The following is a 26887-nucleotide window of genomic DNA, read 5'->3' on the forward strand; positions in this document are numbered from 1 at the left end:
GAGCGTATTGCGATGTACAACGATACAGACTCGCCAAAATCGGTGCTCGATGGCCAGGATGCTGGCGGCCAGACGAGCGGTCTGTCAATTTCCGCCACGCCGCCGAGGTTCGGACGCCTCGCCATGTGCGTGGCCGCGGCCAGCGCGCTCGCCATCGGCGTGATGGGTACGGTGGCGTATAGCGTCTGGTTCAACCACGATCAGCAGGCGTACGCCGAAGCCATGGCCGGCGCACGCCGGGCGCTCGGCAACGGCGCGTCGGCGAGTGCGCCAGTGATGGCGAAAACCGCGAGCGTGACGGCGCTGCCGGCAGCGGCCGTGCCGGCGAAGCCGCCGCAACTAGCGCCAGCAATGGCGACGAGCGGCGCGACGGTAGCGGCGTCGGCAGCCGTCGCGGATCGGGAAGCGGGCGGGCAGTTCGCGTCCTGGTCCGGCCAGGTCAGGGCATCCGCGGCGCAGCCTGAGGTCGTTGCAAATGCGGCGCCCGCCACGCCCGTATCGGCGGCTCCGCCGCCCACGTCTGCTCGCCGCTCGGCAAACGCAGCCACTCCGCCGACGCAGCAGCTGGCCGCGTCGCGTCAAGGCAAAGATGGCCGCGCCACGCCTCAGGAGCGCCGCGCCACGCCCGAGAACGCGCGCCACAAAAACAATCTGTTCGCCCGCGTGGGGCTCTTCTTTCGTCGTGTGAATTACCGGCAGCATGGCAACGCAAATCGGCAAGACATCTACTCCCATCCGTGAGCGGCGCCGTGCCGGGCGCGCTGATTCGAAAGGCGCTTTCATGAGCCGCTTCAGACGGGCTCCCGCCATGCTGGCCGGCGCGTCATTGCTTTGTCTGGTGGTCGGCCTTCTTTATCTCGCGTTGCAGATCAGGACCATCTTCTCCGATCAGTTGAAGCAGGAATACGCCGGACTCGTGCTCGAAGCGGCGGAGCGCGCGGAAAGTGCTCGCGCAATTGTCGGCGTGTGGCAACAACACGCCGGCGACAGTCAAGCGCAAACGCAGGGTTACCGCCATGCACGCATCGAACTCGCCGATCGCCTGAAGTCGCTCGCGGCATTGGTGAATGCCAGTCCGTCCGCGGCGCCGAGGGTGCCGGCGTCGGCGTTGACGCCCGATGCCGGCCTGAATGGCACCGATGCGTTGCTTGCCACGATCCCGCCGTATTGGCGCGCGCAGCGCGATGCCGATGGCGCCGACGTGCGCCTGCGGATTGCCCATGTCGCGAACGTGTTGATCGCGCTGGCCGCGCTGCTGTTCTGCATGTTGCTCACCGCGCTCGGCATGTACGCGAAACGCAATCGTCAACTGGCGGGCGAGTCGCACGAGTTCGAGTACGCGGCATTGCACGATTCCATGACCGGCTTGCCGAACCGGCGCAAGCTCTTTGCCACGCTCGACGAGGCGGCGGCGAATTCGCACGCCGGCCCGATGCCTCGCAAGATCGCCGTGCTGTATGTGGATCTGGACGGCTTCAAGCAGGTCAACGACACGCTCGGTCACCGCGTGGGCGATGAATTCCTGATTGCGGTGTCGCGTTCCTTTCGCGAGTCGGTGCGCAAAGTGGATGTTGTCGCGCGCATTGGCGGCGACGAATTCGCGGTGCTGATTCGAGAATATTCGACGCCGGATGAATTGGCCGAGATTGCCCGACGGCTCATCGCGTGTGTGGTCGAGACCGACGAGGAGATGGGCATCGGCGTGGTGCGCGCTAGCATCGGCATTGCCAGCTATCCCGATCTCGTCAGCGATTACCAGCGCCTCGTCGCCGCAGCCGACGACGCGATGTATCGCGTCAAGCGCGGCGGCAAGAACGGTTACGCGTTTGCGGCTCAGGCTGATTGAGCGGCGCGCTCAGGACGTTTGGGTCTCGGGTGTTGCTTGCGTCGCTTGCGTTTCCGATTTCAGGATCACTTCCCGACCTGGCCGTTGATTGATGACCGCGAGGCGCACGTCGTCGCTCATGGTCTTCCACGCGCGGATTTCGTCGCGCGTACGCAGACAGCCGAGGCAGAAGCCGGTTTTGCCGTCGAGTTTGCAAATGTCGATGCAGGGTGACTGGATTGTCATGATCGGAGCAGCGGTTCCGTGGGGTTGACCTCGACGGTGACGTGCGAGAGTCGGTTAGAAAATGCTGCGGCATTGTAGGGGAGAAGCGCGCTTCGCGGGTCGAAGCTCGCGCACCGTCGCGCACGCTGAGTCTTGTTTCGTGTTACAAAATCGAGGCTTGCCGATGCGCGTCGTTCCATGCGCCGGCACAGCGGCAGCCATTCCGGGTTCATCTACAGCGGAAAGATCCATGTCCAGATATTCGTTGATGCGCGCCGTCGGGCGCTTGAGCCAGCCTGAGTGGATCGTCGCCGTTGTGGCCGCGGCGCTGGCCGCCTGTGCGCCGGTGCCGCCGGCCAGCAGTCAGGCGAGCGCTCCGCCCGCCGTGGTCCAGCTCGTCAGCCGGGCCGACGCTCAAGCCTCCGCACGCCCGGCCGACGGCCCGCTGGCCGTGCCGCCGAACCTCGTCGCGTTGGCGCAGCCGGCCGGCCAGAAACGACTGACGAGCGCCACGTCCAATCAGTCGTACTGGCCGCTCTCGCAGTATTTCGAAACCCAGCGCAACGAAGCCTATTGTTCCGTCGCGACCTCGGTGATGGCGCTCAACGCATTGGGCATCCGCCGGCCGCAATCGACGCAGTATCCCGACTTCCCATTCTTCTCGCAGGAAGATTTCTTCCACGGCATCGATCCGCAGGTGGCGAACGCCGCCAAGGTCTCGCAGGAGGGCATGACGCTCGATCAGCTCACCACGGCCTTGAAGGTCTTTCCGGTCGAGGTCAGGAAATATCACGCGGCGGATCTGTCGCTCGGCCAGTTTCGCGATCTGGTGCGCGCGACCACGAGCCGCAGCGACCGCTTCGTGCTGTTGAATTTCAGGCGGGTGGAAATCGGCGAGACGGGCGGCGGACACTGGTCGCCGCTCGCCGCCTACGATTCGGCGAGCGACAGCGCGTTGCTGCTCGACGTGGCGCGCTACAAATATCCGGCTGTGTGGGTGCCGATCGCGCAGTTGTATGCAGGCGCGTTGGCGCTGGATAGTGTGAGCGGACTTTCACGCGGCATCGTGATCATCGGCAAGCGGCGGAATTGACGCCTGCTGGGGCGAGGCGGCCACGGCATTCAATCGCGCGACACGAGAAGTGGCACACGCGAGTGCGGCCACAGCCAATAGGTCCGCGCGACCTCGATCGAACTCGCATCAATCTTCCTGGTTACGCCATTCGGTCAGTCCTTCGCGCGCATTCAATTCGATGAACGAAGGTAGCGCGCGCAGCTGTCGGATATAGCGGGCAAGATTCGGCCAGCCGAGCGCGGGCCGCGGCATATTGCGGGTCCAGCGCATCAACATGACGGCCATGAAGTCGGCGGTGCTGAGCTTGTCGCCGATCAGATAGTCATGGCTTTCGCCGAGATGGGCATCGAGCCTGTCCCACGCTGCGTCGAGACGACGGCAGGCGAGCGCGCGAACCGCTTCGGCGCCGGCAGGATCGCCGTCGGAGTCCGCATAGAACCAGTCGCGCATGGCGGGCAGAATCGTGTTGGCGAGATAGACCATCATTTCGAGCCACGCGGCGCGATCGACGGAATCCGGCGAGGGGGCGAGCGCGGCCTCGGGATGCCGCTCGGCCAGCAGGATCAGTAACGCGGTCGACTCGTGGCGCGGCATGCCATCCACCGTCAACGTGGGCACCCGTCCCGCAGGATTGAGCCGCAGATACGCCGGGTCGTGCTGCTGGCCGGCGTCGATGTCGACTAGTTGGGCGTCGAACGCGACGCCCAGTTCGATCAGCATCCAGTGCACGGCCATGCTCGCCGCGCCGGGCGAATAGTAAAGCACGTAAGGGGTGGAATCGCTGTGCATAGTCGCTTGATATCCGGTTTCGATCCGGCGAACAGTCTACCGCCGTTCCCGACGGATGCCCATGCGCAAACGCCGAGGGAACGCGCAGTCTCGTAGTGGCACGCTCGATTCCCGCTACTTCACCCGCTTGACCACCGGCGTCTTCCACTTGCCATCCAGCAGCACCGGTTTCGGCCAGTAAAACCGCATGGTGATCATGAACGGTCCCTCCGGCGCCGGCAGCCAGTTGGCCTCTTTCGCCTTGCCCGGTGAATTCGCCTGGATGTAGATCGTCACGCCGCCATCGCGATCCTTCTTGAGTTGCGGCAACATCGGCGAATTGATCAGATAGCGGTCGAGCGGATTCTTCACGAGCAACTGACTGGGCAGCGCATACATGGTCACCGACCAGAACGCATTCACCGGCGGCAACTGTCCTTTCGGAAAGCGCAGCACGTAGCGATGCCGGCTGCCGTCGAGCGGCTGCCCGCTCGAATCCTTGTCGAGCACCGGATACAACGCTTCTTCACGCGAGTTCGCGCCGATCCCGACCTGGGTGCCGGTGGCGCGCGCCACGTAGTCGTTCCTCAGATACTCGCGCGAACCGAACAGCGTATCCGTCTTACCGCCGAGCGACGCGCGCTTGTCGTCGATCGCCTTCTGACCATCCTGCATGCCGGCCTGAAAGGCCGCTTTCTGAGCCGGCGAGAGCGCGTTCGCGTCGAACCGTTTGCCGGGCACCACGCCGATCTGCGCAAGGCGGCTGCGCAATCCGGCTTCGCTCGGATTGACCGGCGCGAACTGCAACACGAACGCGAGCTGATTGAAAAATTCGAGCGATGTCCGCGCGGCGGCCGGCGCGATCGGCTTGATCCACCGCACTGGCGGCGCGGTGGGCGCGGGCTTGCTGCCAGTGAACGCCGACAGCGTCTGCACCTTGTAGCCCGCCTGGATCTGCTTGACGTTATTCAGATCGTCGGGATTGAACAGCTGCGTGCGTCCGACCACGTTCACGAGATCAGTCTCGGAACGGATCACCTGAGTGATGCCGTTCGGCGTCCGACCGTTCCAGCGCGGTCCCGCGATCAGGAATTTGCCGCCGTTGTTGCCCATGGTGCGGCTGCCGATATACGCGAAGTTGAAGGTATAGAGATCCATCAACTGGAACACGAAGTAGCGCTTCGCGTCCATCGGCGGGACCGTGATGACGATGGGTTCCGCGCGCAGATCGAGGCCGGCGAACGAATACGGCGTGTCGGAGTTGGGCGTGACAAAGGCGGTGTCGTCCGGCGTGAAGACGCGCGAGACGTTCAGGATGGAATTGAACGGGCCTTTGTATTGCGGGTTGGTGGTATCCACCGAAAACGCATACATGATGCCGTACACATCGACCATCGGGGTGCCGTAGAGATACGCGTCTTTGGCGATCGAGCGGATGTCGGCGCTGCTGGCGGTGACGGGTGCGACGGGTGCCTTGGAGAAGTCGTTGGAAGGCGCCGTATGGCAGGCCGTGAGGACGATGGCCAGTAGCGCGGCAGCGACGATTCGTGTTCTGTGCATTGCGACCCTTGGGAATGAGCCGTGGACGACGGCAGCGTGATCGTTCGTTCAGCGCATTGATACGGCGCGGCACAACGGGCGCAACAGGAAACGGGACTCGCGGTGCGAGATTCTGCACGCCGCAGCTTGCCTAACGGGGGTGTTAGCTGTCAAGCAGCTTTCTGTTCATCCCCACGCCGCATTCTGCAAAACGATCCGATACCCGTCAGGATCTTCGAACGTTTTGCCTTGACGGTCCCAGTAGGGATTTTCCGATTCGCACGCCGACACGCCGAGCGCTTCGAGCCGTTCGACGGCCGCGCTCCATGCATCGCGTTCAGGAAGATAGAGCACGAGAAGGTGCTCGGTGGTCGGCGCCCGTTCGACGGTCACGCCGTGTTGATGGGTGAACTCAATGTGCCAGGGGCAGTCTCGCCGTCCGACGATGATGCCATCGAAGCCTTCGTGATTCTCGAAGCTCGCCAGGACTTCGAAGCCCAATCCCCGAGTATAGAAATCAGCGACCTTATGCAGATCGTTAGTAGGGCGGGCGACTCGGAGAACGGGCGGCTGCATCGGCAACTCCACGAAACACGGATGTGCCGGATAGCATAACGTGCCGTGTGCGCCGCAGCGCGCCCGAGTGACTTAAAACGGTTCACGCGCTACGCGCTACCTCCCCGACACCCGCGTTGAACTCTTCCCTGCGTGTACCTGCAGCGACCGCCGTACGCGCCCGAACCGGCGTGTTGCCAACTCGCGTATCGCGGAGCGCCGGATGTGCATCGGCCAAATCCGCGTACAACGCGAGATAGTTCGCGGTCGACGCGTGCCAGCCGAAGTCGCGGCTCATCGCATTCCGCTGCAGCACGTGCCACGACGACGGCTGCACGAACGCGGCCAGCGCGCGGCCGAGCGCATGCATCACGTCGTCCGGGCTTTCGCCGTCGAACAGAAAACCCGTCGCACTCTGTTCACCACGAGGATCGTGCGGCGCATAGTCGACGATCGTATCGGCCAGGCCGCCGACACGCGATGCCACCGGAATCGTGCCGTAGCGCATCGCATAGAGTTGCGTGAGTCCGCAGGGTTCGAAGCGGCTGCCGTGCAGCAGAATGTCCGCGCCCGCGTGCAGCATGTGCGCGCGCCGCTCGTCATAGCCGATTTGCACGCCGACGCGTCCCGGCCACGCGGCCGCGACGTCCCGCAGTGCCTGTTCGAGAGCGTGCTCACCCTGGCCGAGAATGGCGAACTGCAGACGCGGATGCCGTTCGAGCAGCGTCGGCAGCGTATGCACGGCGACATCGGCCAGCTTCTGCTCGGTCAGGCGGCTGCCGATAGCGACCAATGGCGCGAACGGATCGCGCGTCAGACCGAAGGCCTGCTGCAGTTCGCGCTTGCAGGCCTGCTTGCCGGCGGTGTCGTCGACGGAGTAGGGGCGCGCGATCTGTTTGTCGGTCGCCGGATTCCAGGCCGCCGTATCGATGCCGTTGACGATGCCCGACAGCTTGCCGGCCTGCGCCCGTAACACGCCTTCCATGCCGTGTCCGAAGTGCGGCGTCAGGATCTCGCGTGCGTAGCGCCGGCTGACCGTCGTGACGCGATCCGAATGGACGATGCCGGCCTTCATCATGCTCAGCGAGCCGTAGAACTCGATGCTGCGTTCGTCGGAGAGCGCGGGCGCCAGCAATTCGGGCGGCACGCCGATCCAGCCCCCCATGGCGAGCGGATGATTGCCCTGGAACGCCAGATTGTGAATGGTGAAGACGCTTTTCGCGGCGACGCCCGCGAGCCGCAGATAGAGCGGCGTGAGTCCTGCATGCCAATCGTGCGCGTGCACGATGTCGGGGCGCCTCACGTTGCGCACGCCGCGCGCGACTCGCGCGGCCGCTGCCGCAAGCGAGGCGAAGCGCGTGAGGTTGTCCAGGTAGTCGCGCCCTTGCAGGTCGCGATAGAGGCCTTCGCGCGCGAACAGGTGATCCATCTGCAAAAGCAGCACCGGCACGCCGGTATCGGGCATCTGGCCGCGCAGGAGTCGCGCGTCGCCGCCGGGCAGGCCGCTCATGCGCGCGACGGGCGCGACGTCGACCGCGCGTTCGAGCGCGGCCGGATAAGCGGGCATCAGGATCGAGACATCGACGCCGGCATCGCGCAGGGCGGCGGCGTAGGCGCTGACCATGTCGCCGAGGCCGCCGGATTTGGCGAGCGGCAGGGCTTCAGAAGCGACAAGAAGAACGTTAAGCGGCAAAGTGGCCCCCAAGGACGGGTTTTTTGCACTTGCACAGTGCGGTGGGATTCGCGGACGCGTCTGTTCAGCAAGGGGTGTGCCTGAGGTCCGCGGTTTTGCAGGGGGCGCGAGGAGGGTTTGTGTTGCAGTGCGGGTGGGCGATTTTTTGGCTTGAAAGGCCTATTTATTTGACTTGACGCTTAGCCGTCTGGAGCGCGGTTTTTTCATTCGTGTGTAGGTTTGATATTCGATTCCAGATGCCGGCGCGGCGTCTGAAAATAAAAAGGGCTATCGCCGAAACGACAGCCCTTCATTCACTACGCAGACAAGAAAGCCTGAATCAATGCACCGGTGCGTGCGTCTGCTCGACCGGCCGCGGCTGCGTCACTGCGCTCACCACCGCAAACACGATGATGTTCACCGCCAACGCCAGGAAGCCGATATTGATGTCCTTCAGCGCATCGGGCAGGAACGGCATCAACTGACCGATGCTCAGGTGCATGGTGGTCGTCACGGTCACTACCGCGACGCCGGCCAGAATCCCGCAAAAGGCGCCTTGCTTGGTCGCGCGGTTATGCGGACGCAGGCTGCAGATCACCGCCGGAAAGAGCTGGGTCACGAAGCTGTAGCCCATCAGCAGCAACGCCACGATGGTTTCGCCGCCTTGCAGCGTGAAGCCGACCGCCACCAGCGCGACCACCGGCACGAGGAATCGCGCGAGCTTCGCGATCGTGGCGTCCGACGCGTTGCGGCTCACCATGCCGCGATACACGTCGTTGGCGAGCAGCGTCGACGCGGACGTCAGGATCATCGAGCCCGGCACCAATGCGGTCAAAATACCGGCCGCGCCGATCACGCCGACAAACCACGGGTCGAAGGTCTGCAACGACAGGCGGAACAGCGACAGGTCGATGTCGCCACCCTTCAGACCCGGCACCTTCAGCGTCGCCGCGAAGCCGACGAAGAACACGAACAGCAGAATCAGCTGATACAGCGGCAGCACCATCGCGTTGCGGCGAAAAATGCGTTCGTCCTTAGCCGTGAAAATCGAACCGAACGTATGCGGCCACATGAAGAAGCCCAGCGCCGTCAGCAGCACGGTCGACTGGAACCACGTCACGCTTGAGCCCTTGGCAGGAAAGGTCAGGAAGCCGGGGCGCGCGGCATCGATCGCGCGGAACATGTCGCTGAAGCCGCCGTAGTAGTGCAGCGGCAAATAGATGCCGAGGAACAGAACGATCGCGAGGATCAGCGTATCCTTCACCACCGAATTCCACGCGGAGCCGCGCACGCCGGAGACGATCACATAGGACGTCACGACACAGGCGCCGATCCACACGGCCGCCGTCGACGAAATCGCGCCGTACGAGGCTGTGGCGACGATAATGCCGAGCCCCTTCAGTTGCAGCACGAGGTAGGGAATCAACGCGGCCACGCCGACCAGCGCGACGAGCGTGCCGAGCGCCGGGCTGTCGTATTTGCGCGTGAAGAAGTGCGGTTGCGAGACGAGGCGGTGATTCTTGGCGTAACGCCAGATCGGCGGCAGCATCCAGTACGAGAGGATGTACGCGAGCGTGCCGTACGCCAGAATGTAATAGACGGGTGCGCCCTTGCCATAAGCAAAGCCGCTGCCGCCGAGGAAGGTGAAGGTCGTGTAGATTTCACCGGCCATCAGCAGGAACACGAAGGCGGTGCCGAAGCTGCGGCCGCCCACGGTCCATTGCTCGAGACTCATGTCGTGGCCGCGCTTGGCGCGCACGCCCAGGTAAAGCGCAAACAGCGTAATGGCCGCAATGATGACGAGTGCGCTCATGAACTGACCTCCTCGCCATCGGCGGCGAGCTGACGGTTGGACGGATCCAGACGGTAGATGATCGCCATGATGATCGAACTGAGCACCACCCACATGACGATCCAGGCCAGCACGAACGGCATGCCGAGCATCAGCGGCTCGACACGATTCACAAACGGGACACCGAGCAGAATGCCGATGAACGGCAGCGCGGCGAGTACACGAAGCAACATGGGGGCAACTCCTCGAACGGGTAGGTACGTCTCGCTGAAAGTGCGGCTTCGCTGGGGACTGTATGCCGGATGCTTTGGTCCCGTAAAGCTGCTCAAAAAAGTGTAGGCTTTCTGAAAGTTGCGGGCGCATCTTTATGGGGTCGGTTGCTGCGCTGCAAGGCGACGTGCATAGCGTGGCGCGCCGCGGCACGCCCGCCGGAGCCTGGCTTTTTTACGGCTTTGGCTGGCGCGCCGCGATATCATCTCGCCACGCAACGCGAGCAACATCGGGATTGCCGGAGAGGGTCCGGTTTCATCAACATGGCGCGGCGTGCCGGGTGCGCAGTGCAGCCGCCTGAGCCGTCGCTCGACACGGAACGCATATGGTCGAAAGTCTGATCTCGGACATTCTGTTTGGCTTTACCGGGCTGATCAGCATCATCAACCCAATCGGCATTGCTTTCGTCTTCCTGGACCGGACTGCTTCGTTGACCACGGAGGAGCGCACCGCGCTGGCCCGCAAGATCGCCATCAACGTGATGTGCGTGCTGCTGGTGGCGTTTTTCATCGGTACGCCAATCCTGCATTTCTTCGGCATCTCCATGCAGGCGCTGCGCATCGGCGGCGGGCTCGCTGTCGCCGTGGGCGGCTGGCAGATGCTCAATGCACCCGACACGCAGCCGGCCGAAAAGCCGGCGGTCAAGCGGGTGGACGCGGACAACGCGATGTCGAAGGCATTTTTCCCGTTCACCATTCCGCTGACCACCGGGCCGGGCTCGATCGCCACGGCTGTCGCGCTGACCGCGAACCGCACGCATAAGCTCACCGAGTTTGTGATTTCGAGCATCGCGTCGGTGGTGATCTCGCTGGCAGTGGCCGTCACGGTCTATCTGATCTATAGCCGCGCGGTGGTGTTCGCCAAGTACCTCGGCGTGGAAGGCACCAAGGTCGCCATGCGTGTATCTTCCTTTTTGCTGTTGTGCATCGGCGTGCAGATCATGCTGACCGGCTTCTCCGAATTCCTGATTCCGATCGCGACGTTGCAGCCTGTAGTCAAGTAGACGCGTACCCGGCGGCACGCTGCGCCGGGACGCTCATGCGTACCCGACAGCCATTATCTTGCATGGGACCCGACAGGAGAGAACGTCATGTGCCGCTGGCTCGCTTATACGGGCAACCCGATTCAGCTCGAAACGGTGTTGTTCAATGCAAAACACTCCCTGATCGACCAGAGCCTGCATTCGCGGCTCGGCCAGACCACGACCAACGGCGATGGCTTCGGCATCGGCTGGTACGGCCAACCGACCGATATTCCGTTTCGCTACCGCTGCATCCAGCCGGCGTGGAGCGACCGCAATCTGCGCGAGGCCGCGCGGGCGATCCGCGCGCCGCTGTTCGTCGCGCACATCCGCGCGGCGACGGATACGCCTTCGCAGGAAACCAACTGTCATCCGTTCCGTTATGGCCGCTGGCTCTTTGCGCATAACGGGCTGATACGCAACTATCCGTCCGTGCGCCGCGATCTGATGCTGGCGATCGACCCCGATCTGTTTCCGTCCATTGAAGGCTCGACCGACTCCGAGGTGATGTTTTTCCTCGCGCTGACCTTCGGCCTGGAACTGGCGCCGGTCACCGCGCTCGAGCGGATGGTGGCCTTCGTCGAGGAAACCGCCCATCAGCACGGCGTGGAGGAGCCGCTGAACATGACCGTGTGCGCCACCGACGGCGAGCAGATTGTCGCAGTGCGCTATTCGAGCGAAGGGCAGTCGCGCTCGCTCTTTCACAGCAGCTCGTTTCGTCAACTGCGCGATCTGTATCCCGACGATCCGCGCATCGAGGCGGCCGGCGAGAATGCGTTTTTGGTGCTGTCCGAGCCGCTCGCCGACTTGCCGGGCTGGTGGCAAGAGATTCCCGAGAGCACGGCGGTGGTGGCACGCGGCGGTGAAATCGAACAGTATCCGTTCAAGCCGCAATCGGCGTGAGCCGCGCGTGCTGCCTGAGCCGTATGAGCGCCGGCGTCAACGCGTGAGCAGCATCGAACTCAACACGGAGAACACTGTCGACGGCAGTTCGGCAAGGCGGCTGACCACCACGTTGTGCGGATAGAAGTCCTCGACCGCGTCCGTCAGCACGCCGATCCCCACCAGCTCGATGCCGCGCTTGCCGATGGCCGCGATGCGCTCGCGCAGATCGCTGCGCAGGATTTTCGGATCGCCGTCGCCGGTGGAGGGATAACCGTCGGAGAACATCATCAGAATGCGCCGTTCGGCCTGATGGTCGGCAAGCCGCGTCGCGGCCCAGGCCAGCGCCTCGCCGTCCGGGTTCTCGTGGCCGCAGTCGATTGCGGCGATCCCGCTCAGGTCCGTCGCGCCGAAGCGTTTATAGACCTTCAGATCGAGCCGTTCGACGAAGCGGTTGTAGCGCCGTAGATCCGCGCCGGCGGCGAGTTGCCGCTCGTAGAGCTGCTTCATGGGCGCGGATTCGACCGAGCAATAACCGAGCACTTCGCAATCGAACGACAGCTGCGTCAGCGCATCGCACAAGGCGGCCGCGCACTGGCGCGCGAGTTCGATCTTGCGGCCGGCCATCGAGCCGCTGCGGTCGATCAGCAACGTCACGGCCACGTCGCGCCCCTTGGCGGGCCGCTGCGTGCGAAACGGCGTGCGATAACCGGGCGAGGTCGCGAGCTTCGCTAGCGCGGTACGATCGATCTCGCCGCGCTCCTGCTCGCGACGCCAGCGCGTGCGCTCGTCGGCGCTCAGCGCGCGTTCGAGCTTTTCCTTGAGCGGCGCGGTGTCCGCGCGAGCCTGCGCCCGCAGCTCGCGCCACGCGGCGCTGTCGCCTTGACCCGTGAGATCGCGGATGTCGTCGAATTCGGTGGCGATTGGAATCGACAGCGTGACCCGCGATGCATTCGAGGTTGCGCCTCCTGCTTCGCCTTCTGAACGCGTGGACGGCTGTTGCGCATCAGCCAGCGATTGACCCATGCCGACCGCGTTGTCCGCCTGCGCGCCACCGCTTCGATCGGACGGCGGCGAGTTCGCGCTGTCCTGATCGGGCAGCGCGCTGTCGTCATCGTCGAGCGGCGCGGACGACGAAGCCGCCGTCTCCGTATCGATGTCCTCGACCGGGTCCGCGGTGAACACCATGCTGTTTACGTCGCCCGCCGACAAGGCGCGTACGCGCGCCACGAGCGCCTGCGCCGCCGCGATGCTCTGCGCGGTCGAGCGGCTCGCACGCGCTTCGTGCAGCAGATCCTCCGCGGCATGCAAGGCGGCGAGCAGCGAATGGCTCGCTTCGATCCGGGTGGGCGGTTCGTCCCACAACGCGCGCTCGACCAGCCAGACCAGCCGGTCGCGCCAGTGCAGCTTCGGCCAGCGCTGCCGCACACGTTCGGCCGCATGCAGGCGCAGCTTGCCGATGAACCAGCGCGCACCCGGATATTCGTCGAGCAACTGCCCGCACACGCGGCGGTCTTCGATTACTTGCGCAAGATCTGCGGCGACGCCCGCGGGCAGCGCATCGAGTTGCGCGAGCGACGCATGCTTGGCGCGCGCGACCAGCAGATCCAGATAGCCGATCAGCACATCGCGCTCGACCTCGCCATTCAATTCGTAGTCGGGAATCACAATGCGGCCCGGCTCCACGCGTGGACCGTCCGGACTGAACACGACCGTCACGCCGTATTGTCCGGTCAGCACGCGGGCGACCTTGCTGAGCGTGGATTCGAAGGCGAAGCCGCGCGTGTCGCGGGTTGCATGCGTTGCGTGCATCGCGCTCACGCTTCAGGGGCCGGCGCGATGTGATGGCGAACGATGCCGCGAATCAAGGCGGCGTCTTCCGGGCTCACCTTCGCGTAGATGGCCGGCCCGGCGGCGCGTTCGGGATCGCCCGTGCGCAGCATCAGTTCGGCCCAGTCGAGCAGGCGCCGGGTGGAGAACGCGCTCGAGAGATCCTCGCGAGCGAACGCCGCGCGGCAGTCGGCGGCAATCGCGGCAAGTGTGGTGGCGAGCGCGCGCGTCATGTGCGGGGCGAGGGTGGCGATCAGCACGTCGGCTTCTTCAGCGGGCGTCAGATAGTCGAGCAGATACACGCGCCAGCGGTCCAGAAACGCCTCGTTCATCAGATTGGCGCCCTGATACAGATGCCGGAACTGACTCATCGCACCGACCGCATTGGCCGTCGCGAACAACCGGAAGGCCGGATGCGGCGCGACGATCTCGTTGCCTTTCTCCTTCAGCACGAGGCGGCCGTGCGGTTCGAGCACGGCGGTGAGGGCGGCGAGAATCGACGGTTCGGCAAAATCGATTTCGTCGACGATCAGCCAGAGACCTTCGCGCATGGCCGTGGGCAGCACGCCGTCGACCCACAGCGTCTCGCCGCCCTTGACGGTCCAGAAGCCGACGAAGTCGCCGACGGTGGTCTGCCCGTTCATGTTCGAGCGCAGCACGCCGTGACGCGAACGCGCCGCGACCTGTTCGATCAGGCTGGTCTTGCCGGCGCCGGTGTGACCGATCAGCATCACGCGCCGGTTCTCGACGATGTCCTCGACAATGTCATTGAAGCGCTCGGAGAACAGATAGGCCGGATTGATGCGCGGCACGAGCGGATTGTCGACGCCGCAAGGTACCTCCACATGACCGATGCGCACGGTCTCGCCCGTGCCGTCCACCTGCCGATGTTTCGCCGCCGAAGCCCGCGCCGCGACGCGCTGCAATTCCGGCATGAAGGCGACGCGGCCGGCTGCGGACTGCTCGCTCGCGGCGTCGTCCGTATCGATCGCGAAGCCTTCGCGGCGCCATTTCTTCAGCTTCGCGCGCAGATTTTCCGCGTCCACCACGAGATCGATATCGACCGTGCCAAGGCCGCTGCCATTGTCGGCGCCGTGTTCGAGCCGATAGTTTTCCGGCCGGTCGGCTACGCTCACGCGCCACCATTCCGCGCCGTTTTCCGTTGCGCGTTGGTAAAGGCCAAGGTTTTCGTCTTCAGTCAGTTCGGGCGCGTTCATGGCAGAGGTTGAATAGTCAATAACGAATCATGCATTGCAATTTGGCTGAGGCCGAATGACCGACTATCTTATCTTGAGCGGCTTTCGATCTTCCCATTCCGTTTGCAAGCGGGCTTTGTCGAGCGCATGCCGGGCAAATATTTGTTGCGTCAAACGAATAGGCCATGAAGCGCCCGTCGCCTATAGTTCGTCGGACTGGGCGCTGTAGTTTTACAAACATCTTTCTCGCCGATCGTGTTTTAAAGCATCCGCAGTCCGCTTTGGCCTGCATCGCGATACAAAAATTGACGGCAAAACAATGAGACTACATACAAAATTAATGGCAGCCCTCGCCGTGGCAAGTCCGCTAGCCTATGGTCAAACCAGCGTGAGCTTATATGGCCGCCTCGACGCGGGCCTGGAATACCTGAATCACATCAACAATGGCGCGGGTGGCAGTTCGAGCCGCTGGAGCGCCGAAGGCGGCGACTGGGGCACCAGCATGCTGGGCCTCAAAGGCAACGAAGATCTGGGCGGCGGCCTCAATGCGATCTTCAACCTCGAAACCGGTTTGCAGGTCATGAACGGCACGACGAGCGGCGGGCGGCTCTGGTCGCGGCGCGCGTTCGTCGGGTTGAAAAGCGAGCAGTGGGGCACGTTGCAGGCTGGCCGTAATCTGTTTATCGACAGCGACGGCGTATGGGAATTCGACCCGTTCGTGCAGCAGGCGTTTTCGTCGGCCTCGCTCGTGCGTGGGCGCAACTGGCAGCAAACCAGCAACAACGTCGAGTATCACAGCCCGGTGTTCTGGGGTTTCGATGTGCAGGCGCAATATGCGTTCGGCAATCAGGCGGGTGCTTTCAACAGCGGCGCGGCCGGCGAGTTCGGCCGCTCGGACGGCATCATGCTGACCTATCACTCGCCGCTCTTCGACGTGCGCGGCATCTACGACGAACTACGCGACGTCAACGGCCGCTTCAGCAACATCTTCCAGGCATCGCGCGAATATTTCGCCGGCGTCAACGTGCACTTCGACTCGGTGAAGATCCAGGGCGCCTACACGCATTACTCCGCGCCTGACTCACCGGTCGGCGTCGCCGACTCGGCCGATCACTACTGGCTCGGCGCCACCTACAATTTCCTGCCGCGCTGGGCCATGACGGCGGGCGGCTTCTACGTGAAGGTCGGCGACGGCTCGGGCGATGCCGCGCACGACCCCTCCGGCCACGCGATGATGTACGTGCTCGGCACCACCTACAACCTGTCGAAGCGCACCTTCCTGTACGGCACCGTGGGTTACGTGCGCAACGGCAGCAACTCGAATTTCTCGCTCGAAGCGTCGCCGCGCGACGCGAGCAACAATACGAGTCCGCTGGTGGGCGAATCGCAAACCGGTGCGTATGTGGGGATGCTGCATCAATTCTGACGCGGTGTAGAGAGCGGGTAGTTCGGTATGGCAGAAAGGGCGCCCCGGTTCATGCCGGCGCGCCTTTTCTGCATTCTTACGCCGCTAAATCCTCGATCACCACCGACTTGCGCAGCCGCACCGGAATCGACTTCGACGCCGGCACCTGACTCGATACCGCGTGATGCGAGAGTGGAATCAGGCGATTGCATTCCGGGTAGTAGCCCATGATGCAGCCGAGCGGAATGTCGAACGCGTGCACATACATGCCATCGATTTCGCGCGTCACGTCGTCGTTCGAGACGGTGGAGATGCACACCGCGTCGCCCTCCGCAAAGCCGCGCCGCGTCATGTCGTCCTGATGCATGAGCAGCACGTTGCGGCTGCCGTACACGCCGCGGAAGCGGTCGTCGAGACCGTACACGGTGGTGTTGAACTGGCTGTCGCCGCGGGCCGTCATCAGACGCAGCACGTCGGGACCTCGCGACGGCATGTCGGCGTCTTCGTCGAGCGTCTCGGGCACGATGAAGTTCGCCTTGCCGCTTTCCGTGTTCCATTTGCGCTCGCAAGCCGCGAGTGGCCGGTGAAACCCGCCTGGTTGCCTGAAGCGCTGGTTGAAGTCCTTGAACTGATCCGGATAGGTGCGTTCGATGGCGTCGCGCACCAGCGAGTAGTCGTCCACCCAGGCATCCCAGTCGATCTTCGGATTGCGCGGCAGCAGCGCCTTCGCAAGGCCCGCGACGATAGCGGGCTCCGACAGCAGCATGTCGCCGGCCGGCTCGGCAAGCCCGTGCGAGCCGTGCACGCAGGCCGTACTGTCCTCCACGCTGACCCATTGCTCACCGCTCGCCTGACGGTCGATCTCGATGCGCCCGAGGCACGGCAACAGATACGCGACCTCGCCGTGCAGCAGATGGCTACGATTGAGTTTGGTGGCGATTTGCACCGTGAGCCGCAGCCGCTGCCACGCGGGGTCCATCACATGATGATCGGGAATCGCCACCTGAAAATTGCCGCCCAGGCCGATGAAGGCTTTGACCTTGCCATCGAGCGCGCCGCGGCAGGCTTCGACCGTGGTCATGCCTTTGTCGCGCGGTGGCTCGAAGCCGTAGAGGTCCTTCAGCTTGTCGAGCGGCGCGAGTTCAGGCTTTTCCGTGATGCCGACCGTGCGCTGTCCCTGCACGTTCGAATGGCCCCGAATCGGGCAGATGCCCGCACCCGGCCGGCCGATATTGCCCCGCAGAAGCAGCAGGTTCGACAACATCTGTACGTTGTGCACGCCGCTGCGATGCTGCGTAATGCCCATGCCGTACAGCACCATCGCGGCATTCGCTTTCGCGTAGACCCGTGCCGCGTCTTCGAGCGCGGCGCGGCTGAGTTGCGAGTGGTGTTCGATCTCATCCCACGTAGTGGCGCGCATCGCGTCGGCGAAGGTTTCGAAGCCATGCGTATGTTCCGCGATGAAAGCCGCGTCGAGCACCCGTGGCTCACCGTTGCGTTGGGCGTCGTCGTCCCATTCGATCAGCAGCTTGCAGAGGCCGGCAATCGCTGCCGCGTCGCCGCCGATCTTCACCTGGTGGTATTGCGTACTGATCCGCGTGTCGGCCGGGGTGAGCATGTCGAGCGGCGACTGCGGGTTAGCAAAAGTGACGAGCCCGCGTTCCTTGAGCGGATTGAAGGTGATGATGTCCACCCCGCGTTTGCGCGCGTCCTGCAACTGATGCAGCATGCGCGGCGCGTTGGTGCCTGTGTTGTGGCCGAAGAACAGCATGCAGTCGGTATGCTCGAAATCTTCGAGTTGCACGGTCCCGACTGGCACGCCGATGGTCTTCGGCAAGCCGACGGAGGTGCTCTCGTGACACATGTTCGAACTGTCCGGGAGGTTGTTGGTGCCGTACAGGCGCGCCAGCAGCGCATACATGTAGGACGTTTCGAGCGACGCCCGGCCCGATGCATAGAACACCGCTTCATTCGGATCGAGTGCTTGCAGTTCGCTCGCGATTTCGGCGAACGCGTGTTGCCAGGTGGTCTGCACGTAGCGGTCGGTCGGCGAATCCCAGCGCATCGGCGCGGTCAGCCGCCCGCGCGATTCGAGCTCCAGCCCGCTCCACGAGCGCAATTCGCTCAGCGTATGGTCGGCGAAAAATTGCGCATCGATACGTTTGCTGGTGATCTCCCACGCGGTCGCCTTTGCGCCGTTTTCACAGAACTCGAAGAGGTGCGGGTCCGCGGGTTTGGCCCATGAACAGCTCACACAGGCGAAGCCGTCAGGCTTGTTCTGCTGCGAGAGGATGCGGCTGCCGTTCAACGTCACGTGTTCCCGCACGAGGATCGACGCGACCGCTTTTACCGACCCCCAGCCGCCTGCGGCGTTGCGATATGGCTTGATGGGCGCGCTGTCGGGTGCGCCATTCGCTGCGCTCTCCGGCGCTGTTTCGACAATGTGGTCCGTGCTCATGTTGACTCCTGGCGGGTTGCCGCTCGCTGCGCGCCGGCTTGCCCGAAGAGTCCGCAATTACCGGACCACTGGATTAATTTGCGCTTACAACGATCCCCCACGACCTTCGCCGGGCAAAGCCGCTTTGGACCGGATCACGCGGCGCTGACCGGCGGCGGCCTGGCAGGCGGATCGCCGTCGGGCGCACGGTCCGGATCGTTCGGCGGCACGTCGTCCGGCGGCGGCGACGAATCGGGATCGCTCGTTGGGCGCGGCGCGTCGGGCTCGACTTCCGGTGGCATCGGCGTATGCAGATGCAGACTCGGCATGCAATGCGTGCTCGTCATTGTGGTCCCCGTGGTGTGCATACCTTTCCATCGCAACCGGCATGCCACCGGTCATATTCGCTGCAAATGCGGGCCCGCGCCGTGTGGAACAGCTATTGCTCGACCATAGCATGCTCGTGACGTCACAGCGGCGAGACGCCCCGCGATATCACCGAATATGACGCACTGAAGTGCAGGGATAAGGGAAAGACAAATGGCGCGACATAAGGCCGACGTTGCTGACGATGACTTCGAGATTTACGCCAGCTATCACGGAACAGGCGACGGCCGTTACGTAGGTGGACTGAAGGTTGTCAGAAAAGCGGACAGAAAAATTCTGTTTCCATTCGATGGCGCGCCCGAAATCGGGCCGTACGCGACTGCCGACGAGGCGCGCCGCGCCGCGATCGACTATGGCCGGGAGATCGTGGCCGCGGATCGCGCGAGCCCTGAGAAGTGACGGGTAAGTGATGGAAGGCGGCGCATTCGCGCCGCCGGAAAAACGGGTTTGCTTATGGCATGCCGCCGAGCGACGGAGAGATTATGCTGCCGCGGCCCGGATCGTCGGGATGTTCGTCAGGCATCGTCGGATGCGCCGCGAGGGGTGGATGGGTGCGGTAGCAACTGCCGATCGAGGTATCGCCGAGGCATCGCTGAAATGCGTCCGCGTCGTTCTTTTGCGCGAACTTGTACAAAGTGCGTTCGACTTGCACTTCGGTATCTGACAGGCGAATCGTCGTCATTGTCATGAGGTTCTCCTTTTTACAAATATCGGTCCAGACCTTCACTCGATTTGGCGCAACGGCTGTGCCCAGCCTGCCGTCCACGTGCTTTTAGGCCTGTTGACGGAGAGGGACCAGATGTTGCTTCATCGAAGATATATCCGACGTCATGAGGAGAGCGACATGCAGGACACCAAACCGCAGGACGAACTGGAGGCGCTGGTCACGGACGAAGTCAAACAGCGCAACAAGCCCAGTGGCACGCACTATGTCGAACCCAGCCCGCTCGGCATCGAACCCGTCGAACAGACCGGTGTGGACGAGGCGACCAATCCGCCGCGCTCGAACGAGCGCCCGGCACAAACCGCCGAGGTGCCGCTCGGCACCGACGCTCATGCGGAGCCGCCCGGAGGCGGCGGACGTGAATCGCAGCGCAAGGATTGACCGGCTTGCGCGGCAATCGACCCTCGCGGCCGGCGCCACGCAAACAGCGACACACAAGCGAGCAATACTTCATATGTTTGCAAAATTCGTCCACCGTCACGGCAGCGCGCACAAAAATGCTCGAAAAGAAGCGGACGCGAACGCAGGCGCGCTTTATGCGGCGCTGAAAAGATCGCCCGAGCCGGCAAGCACAGTGTCTTCAACGTCGGCTTCAGGGGAGCATTGCGATCTGCAGGACGCGAAGGAGCAAACCATGTACAACGATTCAACGCATGGATTCGACGCCGCCAAGACCGAGTACGAAGCCTTCATGCTTAAGCCACACGACTGGGTGCCGAACAACCGCACACTGCCGGTCGTGATTTACCGGCGCGCGCTCATGCCGGACAGCGGTGACCTCGCGGCCGCCTTCGAGATCCTCTTTGAAGGCAACGCGTGGCCGCCGCAGTGGCGCGACGGCATCTTCGACTATCACCATTTCCACGCCACGGCGCACGAAATACTGGGCGTGACGGACGGTTCCGCGCAGGTGATCATCGGCGGTCCTGGCGGCAAGGTGGTGACGCTATCCGCGGGCGACGCGATCCTGTTGCCGGCCGGCACTGGCCATTGTATGCAATCGTTCGCGCGGCATTTCCGGGTCGTCGCCGGTTATCCGGAAAGCCAGCAGTGGGACATCCGCCGCGAGGCGCTCACGCCGGATGAACTGGCGGCCATGGAGGCGTTGCCTTTTCCGCCGCTGGATCCGATCGATGGCAGGCATGGTCCCCTGGTCGAGCATTGGCTGCGCGCAGCTTGATGCCGGCGCGCGCCGTTTTTTCCTTCGTGTCCGCGCCGATCCGAACGGGTTCCAGTCGCAAGCCCGCTGAAAGATCCGCTTCCCGCAGCGAGGCCGCCCGACGCCGCGTGTAACGCTCCGTGCAGATTTGCGCGCATCGGCGCATCATCGTTGAGCCTCGCAGCGGTTCCTCATGCGTTCTTCCACGTAACACGGTTCGCCGGGTGCGCCGACACAGTGCGTCCCGGCTCTCTCTTCAACCGCCGAACAAGGAGTGTCCCATGCAAAACGATCCCGCCCTCGATCAGCTGTGCATCAACACGATCCGCACGCTGTCGATGGACGCTGTGCAAAAGGCCAATTCCGGTCACCCCGGCACGCCGATGGCACTGGCACCCGTTGCCTATCATCTGTGGCAAAACCATCTTCGTTACGATCCGGACCAGCCGTTGTGGCCGAACCGCGATCGCTTCGTGCTCTCGGCAGGGCATGCATCGATGCTGCTGTATTCGCTGCTGCATCTGGCCAACGTGAAGGAGGTGGACGACGAGGGCAAGCCCACCGGCGCGCCGGCCGTCTCGCTCGACGACATCGAGCACTTCCGTCAGATCGACAGCAAGACGCCGGGGCACCCCGAGTTCCGCATGACCACCGGCGTCGAAACCACCACCGGCCCGCTCGGCCAGGGGCTCGGCAACAGCGTCGGCATGGCGATGGCGGGGCGCTGGTGCGAGAGCCACTTCAACAAGCCGGATGCGCCGCTCTTCGATCATCGCGTCTACGCGCTATGCGGCGACGGCGACATGATGGAAGGCATCTCGCACGAGGCGGCTTCGCTAGCCGGGCATCTGAAGCTGTCCAATCTGACCTGGATCTACGACAGCAACCGCGTGACGATCGAGGGGCATACCGACCTCGCGTACAGCGACGACGTGGAAAGCCGTTTTCACGGCTACAACTGGCATACGCTGCGTGTGAACGATGCGAACGACGCGGCCGCGCTCGAAGCTGCTTTCGTCGAGGCGAAAAGCATCACCGACAAGCCGACGCTGATCGTGGTGCATAGCATCATCGGCTGGGGCGCGCCGCACAAGCAGGACACCTCGGCGGCGCACGGCGAAGCGCTCGGTGTCGAAGAAGTGGCGCTCACCAAGAAGGCGTACGGCTGGCCCGAAGACAAATTCTTCTATGTGCCGGACGGCGTGCACGAGCGCTTCGCGGCGGGCATCGGCGCGCGCGGCAAGGCAGCGCGCGAGGCATGGCAGGCGCAGTACGACGCGTACAAGACGAAGCAGCCGGAACTCGCGCGGGAATTCGCGCAGATGGAAGCGCACGAATTGCCGGCGGGCTGGGACAGCGATATCCCCACGTTCGACGCCGACCCGAAGGGCGTCGCGTCACGCGATTCGTCGGGCAAGGTGCTCAACGCGATTGCCGCGCGCGTGCCGTGGATGATCGGCGGTGCGGCCGATCTCTCGCCGTCCACCAAAACCAATCTGAAATTCGAGGGTGCGGGCAGCTTCGAGCACGATAGCTACGGCGGCCGGAATCTGCACTTCGGCATCCGCGAACACGCGATGGGCGCGGCGGTGAACGGCCTCGCGTTGTCGAATCTGCGGCCGTACGGCTCCACATTCCTGATCTTCAGCGACTACATGAAGCCGCCGATCCGCCTCTCGGCAATCATGGAAGTGCCGTCCATCTTCGTGTTCACGCACGATTCGATCGGCGTGGGCGAAGATGGTCCGACCCATCAGCCGATCGAGCAACTGGCGTCGCTGCGCGGCGTGCCGGGCCTGACCGTGCTGCGTCCGGGCGATGCCAATGAAGTCGCCGAGGCCTGGCGTGCGGCGCTGTCGGATCCGCGGCGGCCGTCGTGCATCGTCGTGTCGCGTCAGGCGTTGCCCACGTTGGACCGCAGCCGTTATGCCGCCGCCAGCGGCACGCAGAAGGGCGCATATGTGCTCGCCGATGCAGCGGATGGACAAAAGCCGCAAGTGATCCTGATGGCGACGGGCAGCGAACTCTCGGTGTGCGTCGACGTGTACGAGAAGCTCAAGGGCGAGGGGATCGCGGCGCGCGTGGTGTCGATGCCGTCGTGGGATATCTTCGAGCGCCAGGACGAGGCGTACCAGGATTCGGTGTTGCCTCCCGACGTCGACGCCCGCGTTGTCGTCGAACAGGCTGCCTCGCTCGGTTGGGACCGCTATGTGGGCCGTCTCGGCGCGCAGGTGGTGATGCATACGTTCGGTGCGTCCGCGCCGCTCGCCGATCTGAAGAAGAAGTTCGGCTTCACGCCGGAGCATGTGTACGAAGCGGCGAAGCAGCAGATCGCGCGGGTGCAGTCCAAGCGCAGCCAGGAATGAAGGCACGAACAGGTGCGCGGTAAAAGACCGGCGGCTTGATGAAAGTCGCCGGTTTTTTTATCCACCACCGCCAATTCGCGGGTCGCCGCTATCGCGCCAACAATTCGCCGGAATCGATTTAGAGGGGCACGCAGGATTTGCGATTGTTTTGCAAGATTTGCAGAATAAGCGCCCCGTTTGCGTGGTCGCCTAACTTACGTGGAACCGTCCACGGCGTCCGCTGGCGTGTCCCCCGAAACCTCGCGCGTTCCGTCGAGCGTGTTGCGATAAGCGCGCGATTGCATTTCGGCGAGCCGGCTCAGCGTGCGCGACAGATCGTGCGCGCCTTCCAGCCCGTTGAGCGCCGCCTCGATCGGTTCATCCGACGCGATGAACAGCGCGCGCTTGCGGTCGTAGAAGATATCGACCAGCCAGATCAGCCGCTGCAGCGTGTGGGATGTGGTCAGCCATTCGGTGCGCAGATTGTCGAGGATCAGACCATGCCATTGCTCGGCGAGATCCAGATAGTCGAGATGCGAGCGGCTCGCCACGCACAGCTTCTCGAAGTCCGCCCACAGTAAGGCCGCGCCCGCCGCGCGTGCGGCAAGCGGGCGGCCCGCCGCGCTCACCGTGACAGGATCCAGCGTTTCGCTGCCTTCATAGCGCACGAAAATCTGCAGCAATGTCTCACGGCTGGCGGCATCGAGTGGCGCGAAGAAATGCGGCACTTGCGCTTCTTCACCGCCGAAACGGTAGTCGCGCGCGCCGTCGAAATGAATCACGGTGAAGCAGCGTTTGATCTGCTCGATGGTCGGCAGAAAACGCTCGTGAAACTCCGGGTCGGACAGCAGGCCCTCGGGCGCGTAGTTCGAGGTGAGCACGACGCGTGTGCCGAGACCAATTGCGGTATCGAGAAAGCGGCCCATCAGGAATGCGTCGGCGATATCGTGCACGTGGAATTCGTCGAAGCACAGCAGCTCGATACCGTCGAGCCATTGCCGCGAGACCGAGCCGAGCCGGTCGTCGCCGCGCGGCTCGCTGACGAGCCGCCGGTTCATCTCACGCAGAAATTCGTGGAAGTGCAGACGCCGCTTGCGGCAGGTCGCCAACTCGAACACGGTATCGACCACCAGACTCTTGCCGCGCCCTGGCAGCCCATGGCAATACACGCCCTGATGCAGCGGTGTCGCGCTGGAACGCGCGCGCCGGCCGTTCGCGCCGAGCAATGTGACGAGTGCGGCGATCGCTTCGCGCTGGCTCGCGTCGGGCACGATGCCGCGCGAGGCGAGGGTGCGTGTGACCTGAGCGTCGTCAAGCATGGGCAGGCGTGCCAGTGCGTGGCGAAACGGTTTCGCAAGAGAGGGCAGCGAATGCGGCAGCGGTGTCGATGGACATAAAGGGAGGGCGGCGGGCGGAAATCGCGTCAGTTTAACAAGGCGCGTTCATCGCTCACACCCGCTGCCGGCTCAACACCCGCTGCAACTCGCCTGGATCGACCGGCTTCGTGAAGTGATGGTCGAAGCCCGCGGCGAGAGCCGTCTGCTTGTCCTGCTGCTGGCCCCAGCCGGTGACGGCGATCAGCACAATGCCGGCGTCCGAATAATCCTGGCGAATCCGCCGCGCCACTTCATAGCCGTTCAGATGCGGTAAGCCAATGTCGAGAATCACCGCCTGCGGCGCGAATGCGCCGATCAGTTCGAGACCGGCGATACCGTCGCCGGCCGTGCGCACTTCGTGGCCTTCGAGTTCGAGCACCATCGCGAGGCTGTCGGCGGCGTCCGCATTATCGTCGACGATTACGACTCGCAGGCCGCCCGCGTGCGGCGCCTCGGCGGGAGCGCTATCGGACGGCAGCGACGCGGTTTTCGTTACCGGCAGCCGGATCACGAATTCGCTGCCTTTGCCGGGACCGTCGCTGAAGGCCGCGACCGTGCCGCCGTGCAGTTCCGCGAGGCCGCGCACCAGCGCGAGGCCGATGCCGAGTCCGCCCTGCGAACGGTCCAACGCAGGAGCCAGTTGCGAGAACATTTCGAACACGCTGTCCAGATGCTCGGCCGGAATGCCGATGCCGGAATCGCGCACGACGATCACCGCTTCATCGCCCTCGCGCTCCGCCGCGAGCGTGATTCTGCCGCCAGGCGGCGTGTACTTGGCGGCATTGTTGAGCAGGTTCAGGATCATCTGCGACAGGCGCGTGGGATCGGCGACCAGATAGAGCGGCTCGCGTGGCAGCGTCACGCTCAGATGATGCGACGAGGCTTGCACGGTCGGCCGCGCCGCTTCCATTGCCGATTGCATCGCGCGCGCCAGTTCGAGACGTTGCTTGCGCAATTCGAGTTTGCCCTGGGTGATACGCGAGACTTCCAGCAGATCGTCGACCAGATGCGTCATGTGTTGTAGTTGCCGGTCGAACACGTCGCGCGACCAGCTCAATTGCGGATCGGCGAACTCTTTCAGGCGGAGAATCTCGAGCACGTTGCGCATCGGCGCGAGCGGATTGCGCAGTTCGTGCGCGAGCGTGGCGAGGAATTCGTCCTTCCGTCGATCGGCCTTCGAGAGTTCGAGATTCAGCCGCGTGAGTTGCTGTTCGGCGTGCCGTCGCCCGGTAATATCGCGATTGATGCTGACCGCGCCGTAGATATCGCCGCGCGCGTTGGCGAGCGGCTTAATGACGGTTTCGCACACGCCGCGCGAACCGTCGCGCCGCACGAACGGCAATTCGCCCCGCCACGTGCCTTCGGCAGCCAGTGCCGCGAGTGCTTCGCGGCGAATGTTCAGTGCCTCTTCCGGCGGCAGGAAGAGCGCGACCGGCTTGCCCAGAATCTCGCGCATGCGATAACCCAGCATGCGTTCGCCGCCCACGTTGAAGTCAGTGATGTTGCCGCGCAGATCGGTGATCACGATCGCGTCGCTCAGGTGCTCGAAGATCGCCGCCTGGCGCAGCAGGACGGTCTGCGCTTCCTTGCGTTCGGTGATGTCGATGCCGAGGCCGTAGATAGTGAGCGGCTCGCCGTGGCGATCGTAAGTGGCGCGTCCGCGGCCTTCCATCCAGCACCAGTCGCCGCTCGCGTGCAGAAAGCGGAACTCGCCGACATAGTCGTCACCGGTTTCCACCGCGTGGTCCACGGCCTCGTTCAGCGCGATCAGATCGCCCGGATGAATCAGTTCGAAAAAACCGCCGGGCGTGTTGGCAAAGCGGCCTTCGGCGTAGCCCGCGAGCGCTTCGAGTTCGCGGCTCCACCAGAACTTGCCCGACTTCGGTTCATGCGACCACGCGCCCATGCGCGCGCCGCGCATGGCGAGGCTCAGCACGTCGCGGCTTTCCTGCAACTCGCGCTGCGCGAGCTGATGCGCGGCCACGGACGCCTCGGCATTGCGTCGCGCGAGCAGCAACTCCTGCTCGTACTTATGACGGTCCGCGACGATCAGCACCGCTACTTCGAGGTAAGTGACGTCGCCATGACGGCGGCGCACCGCGTTGAGCAGCATCGGCACCATGTGGCCGTCGCGATGCATCATGTTCAGCTTGACCTCGGCCACCGAACCCTGCATTTGCAGAAGCGGCGCCCAATGCGTCTGATAGAACACCTTGCCGCCGGCGCTCAGCAGATCCTGGATTTGCCTCGCCCCGGCGAGCTCCGCGGTCTCATAGCCGAGCCAGCCGCAGAAGGTCGCGTTCACGCGCAGGATGCGGCCGTTAGCATCGGTGATGAGCAGGCCGCAGGCGGCGTGCTCGAACAACGCGTCGGCTGAGGGTGGCGGGTGGTCCGTGCTTTGCAT

The 26887-nt window shown here is 63.9% G+C and carries 24 protein-coding genes; 10 read left to right on the forward strand and 14 right to left on the reverse strand.

Annotated elements, in window-relative coordinates:
- Positions 1-12: 12 nt before the first annotated feature.
- Both HF916_RS18950 and HF916_RS18955 read left to right on the forward strand, forming a co-directional pair.
- Positions 13-741 (forward strand): hypothetical protein, encoded by a 729-nt coding sequence (locus HF916_RS18950; RefSeq protein ID WP_168790391.1) that lies wholly within the window; start codon positions 13-15, stop codon positions 739-741.
- Positions 742-781: 40 nt separating this feature from the next.
- A complete protein-coding gene (locus HF916_RS18955) occupies positions 782-1846 on the forward strand; it encodes a GGDEF domain-containing protein (RefSeq protein WP_168790392.1) in 1065 nt (354 codons plus the stop codon).
- Between the two features lie 9 nt (positions 1847-1855).
- On the opposite strand, the gene HF916_RS18960 is transcribed toward HF916_RS18955, so the two are convergent.
- Positions 1856-2071 carry a DUF1289 domain-containing protein gene (locus HF916_RS18960; protein ID WP_168790393.1) on the reverse strand — a complete coding sequence of 72 codons (216 nt, stop codon included), beginning with the start codon at positions 2069-2071 and terminating at the stop codon, positions 1856-1858.
- 229 nt (positions 2072-2300) lie between these two features.
- Between HF916_RS18960 and HF916_RS18965 the strand changes: the two genes are divergently transcribed.
- Positions 2301-3143, forward strand: a complete 843-nt coding sequence (locus HF916_RS18965; RefSeq protein WP_168790394.1) for a phytochelatin synthase family protein — start codon at positions 2301-2303, stop codon at positions 3141-3143.
- Positions 3144-3251: 108 nt separating this feature from the next.
- On the opposite strand, the gene HF916_RS18970 is transcribed toward HF916_RS18965, so the two are convergent.
- The 6 genes from HF916_RS18970 to HF916_RS18995 all read right to left on the reverse strand — a co-directional run bounded on the left by HF916_RS18970 (position 3252) and on the right by HF916_RS18995 (position 9684).
- Positions 3252-3914, reverse strand: coding sequence for a glutathione S-transferase family protein (locus tag HF916_RS18970; RefSeq protein ID WP_168790395.1), 663 nt, complete (start codon positions 3912-3914; stop codon positions 3252-3254).
- 114 nt (positions 3915-4028) lie between these two features.
- Positions 4029-5453 (reverse strand): DUF1254 domain-containing protein, encoded by a 1425-nt coding sequence (locus HF916_RS18975; RefSeq protein ID WP_168790396.1) that lies wholly within the window; start codon positions 5451-5453, stop codon positions 4029-4031.
- Between the two features lie 165 nt (positions 5454-5618).
- Positions 5619-6008 (reverse strand): VOC family protein, encoded by a 390-nt coding sequence (locus HF916_RS18980; RefSeq protein WP_168790397.1) that lies wholly within the window; start codon positions 6006-6008, stop codon positions 5619-5621.
- Between the two features lie 82 nt (positions 6009-6090).
- Positions 6091-7680: a glycogen synthase GlgA gene (glgA, locus tag HF916_RS18985; protein WP_168790398.1), complete on the reverse strand. Its 1590-nt coding sequence runs from the start codon at positions 7678-7680 to the stop codon at positions 6091-6093.
- Between the two features lie 319 nt (positions 7681-7999).
- A complete protein-coding gene (locus tag HF916_RS18990; protein ID WP_168790399.1) occupies positions 8000-9472 on the reverse strand; it encodes a sodium:solute symporter family protein in 1473 nt (490 codons plus the stop codon).
- Positions 9469-9684, reverse strand: a complete 216-nt coding sequence (locus HF916_RS18995; RefSeq protein ID WP_168790400.1) for a DUF3311 domain-containing protein — start codon at positions 9682-9684, stop codon at positions 9469-9471. The genes HF916_RS18990 and HF916_RS18995 overlap by 4 nt, the downstream gene beginning before the upstream one ends.
- A 362-nt stretch (positions 9685-10046) precedes the next feature.
- Here HF916_RS18995 and HF916_RS19000 point away from each other — a divergent pair, with 362 nt between their 5' ends.
- Both HF916_RS19000 and HF916_RS19005 read left to right on the forward strand, forming a co-directional pair.
- Positions 10047-10724, forward strand: coding sequence for a MarC family protein (locus tag HF916_RS19000; protein WP_168790401.1), 678 nt, complete (start codon positions 10047-10049; stop codon positions 10722-10724).
- An 87-nt stretch (positions 10725-10811) separates the two neighbouring features.
- Positions 10812-11645 (forward strand): class II glutamine amidotransferase, encoded by an 834-nt coding sequence (locus tag HF916_RS19005; RefSeq protein WP_168790402.1) that lies wholly within the window; start codon positions 10812-10814, stop codon positions 11643-11645.
- Positions 11646-11681: 36 nt separating this feature from the next.
- Here the strand turns inward: HF916_RS19005 and HF916_RS19010 are convergent, their stop codons facing one another.
- Positions 11682-13436, reverse strand: a complete 1755-nt coding sequence (locus HF916_RS19010) for a cobaltochelatase CobT-related protein (protein ID WP_168790403.1) — start codon at positions 13434-13436, stop codon at positions 11682-11684.
- A 5-nt stretch (positions 13437-13441) separates the two neighbouring features.
- Positions 13442-14671 carry an AAA family ATPase gene (locus HF916_RS19015; protein ID WP_168790404.1) on the reverse strand — a complete coding sequence of 410 codons (1230 nt, stop codon included), beginning with the start codon at positions 14669-14671 and terminating at the stop codon, positions 13442-13444.
- 319 nt (positions 14672-14990) lie between these two features.
- Between HF916_RS19015 and HF916_RS19020 the strand changes: the two genes are divergently transcribed.
- Positions 14991-16076, forward strand: a complete 1086-nt coding sequence (locus tag HF916_RS19020) for a porin (RefSeq protein WP_168790405.1) — start codon at positions 14991-14993, stop codon at positions 16074-16076.
- 76 nt (positions 16077-16152) lie between these two features.
- On the opposite strand, the gene HF916_RS19025 is transcribed toward HF916_RS19020, so the two are convergent.
- Both HF916_RS19025 and HF916_RS19030 read right to left on the reverse strand, forming a co-directional pair.
- Entirely contained in the window at positions 16153-18513 is a 2361-nt protein-coding gene (locus HF916_RS19025) for an FdhF/YdeP family oxidoreductase (RefSeq protein WP_168790406.1), read from the reverse strand.
- A gap of 134 nt (positions 18514-18647) precedes the next feature.
- Entirely contained in the window at positions 18648-18839 is a 192-nt protein-coding gene (locus HF916_RS19030) for a hypothetical protein (protein WP_240975586.1), read from the reverse strand.
- A 193-nt stretch (positions 18840-19032) separates the two neighbouring features.
- Here HF916_RS19030 and HF916_RS19035 point away from each other — a divergent pair, with 193 nt between their 5' ends.
- Positions 19033-19278 (forward strand): DUF6723 family protein, encoded by a 246-nt coding sequence (locus HF916_RS19035; protein ID WP_168790408.1) that lies wholly within the window; start codon positions 19033-19035, stop codon positions 19276-19278.
- 52 nt (positions 19279-19330) lie between these two features.
- Here HF916_RS19035 and HF916_RS19040 read toward each other — a convergent pair whose 3' ends face one another.
- Positions 19331-19567 carry a hypothetical protein gene (locus tag HF916_RS19040; protein ID WP_168790409.1) on the reverse strand — a complete coding sequence of 79 codons (237 nt, stop codon included), beginning with the start codon at positions 19565-19567 and terminating at the stop codon, positions 19331-19333.
- 156 nt (positions 19568-19723) lie between these two features.
- On the opposite strand from HF916_RS19040, the gene HF916_RS19045 reads away from it, so the two are divergent.
- The 3 genes from HF916_RS19045 (at position 19724) to tkt (ending at position 23128) form a co-directional block, all read left to right on the forward strand.
- A complete protein-coding gene (locus tag HF916_RS19045) occupies positions 19724-19984 on the forward strand; it encodes a hypothetical protein (RefSeq protein WP_168790410.1) in 261 nt (86 codons plus the stop codon).
- Positions 19985-20237: 253 nt separating this feature from the next.
- Positions 20238-20783, forward strand: coding sequence for a cupin domain-containing protein (locus tag HF916_RS19050; protein WP_168790411.1), 546 nt, complete (start codon positions 20238-20240; stop codon positions 20781-20783).
- Positions 20784-21043: 260 nt separating this feature from the next.
- Positions 21044-23128, forward strand: a complete 2085-nt coding sequence (gene tkt, locus HF916_RS19055) for a transketolase (RefSeq protein ID WP_168790412.1) — start codon at positions 21044-21046, stop codon at positions 23126-23128.
- Between the two features lie 194 nt (positions 23129-23322).
- Here the strand turns inward: tkt and zapE are convergent, their stop codons facing one another.
- On the reverse strand, positions 23323-24426 hold the full coding sequence (gene zapE / locus HF916_RS19060; protein WP_168790413.1) for a cell division protein ZapE: 1104 nt from the start codon (positions 24424-24426) through the stop codon (positions 23323-23325).
- A 130-nt stretch (positions 24427-24556) separates the two neighbouring features.
- Entirely contained in the window at positions 24557-26887 is a 2331-nt protein-coding gene (locus tag HF916_RS19065; protein ID WP_168790414.1) for a hybrid sensor histidine kinase/response regulator, read from the reverse strand.

The sequence above is a fragment of the Paraburkholderia aromaticivorans genome, assembly GCF_012689525.1.
In the GTDB taxonomy this organism is placed as follows: domain Bacteria; phylum Pseudomonadota; class Gammaproteobacteria; order Burkholderiales; family Burkholderiaceae; genus Paraburkholderia; species Paraburkholderia aromaticivorans_A.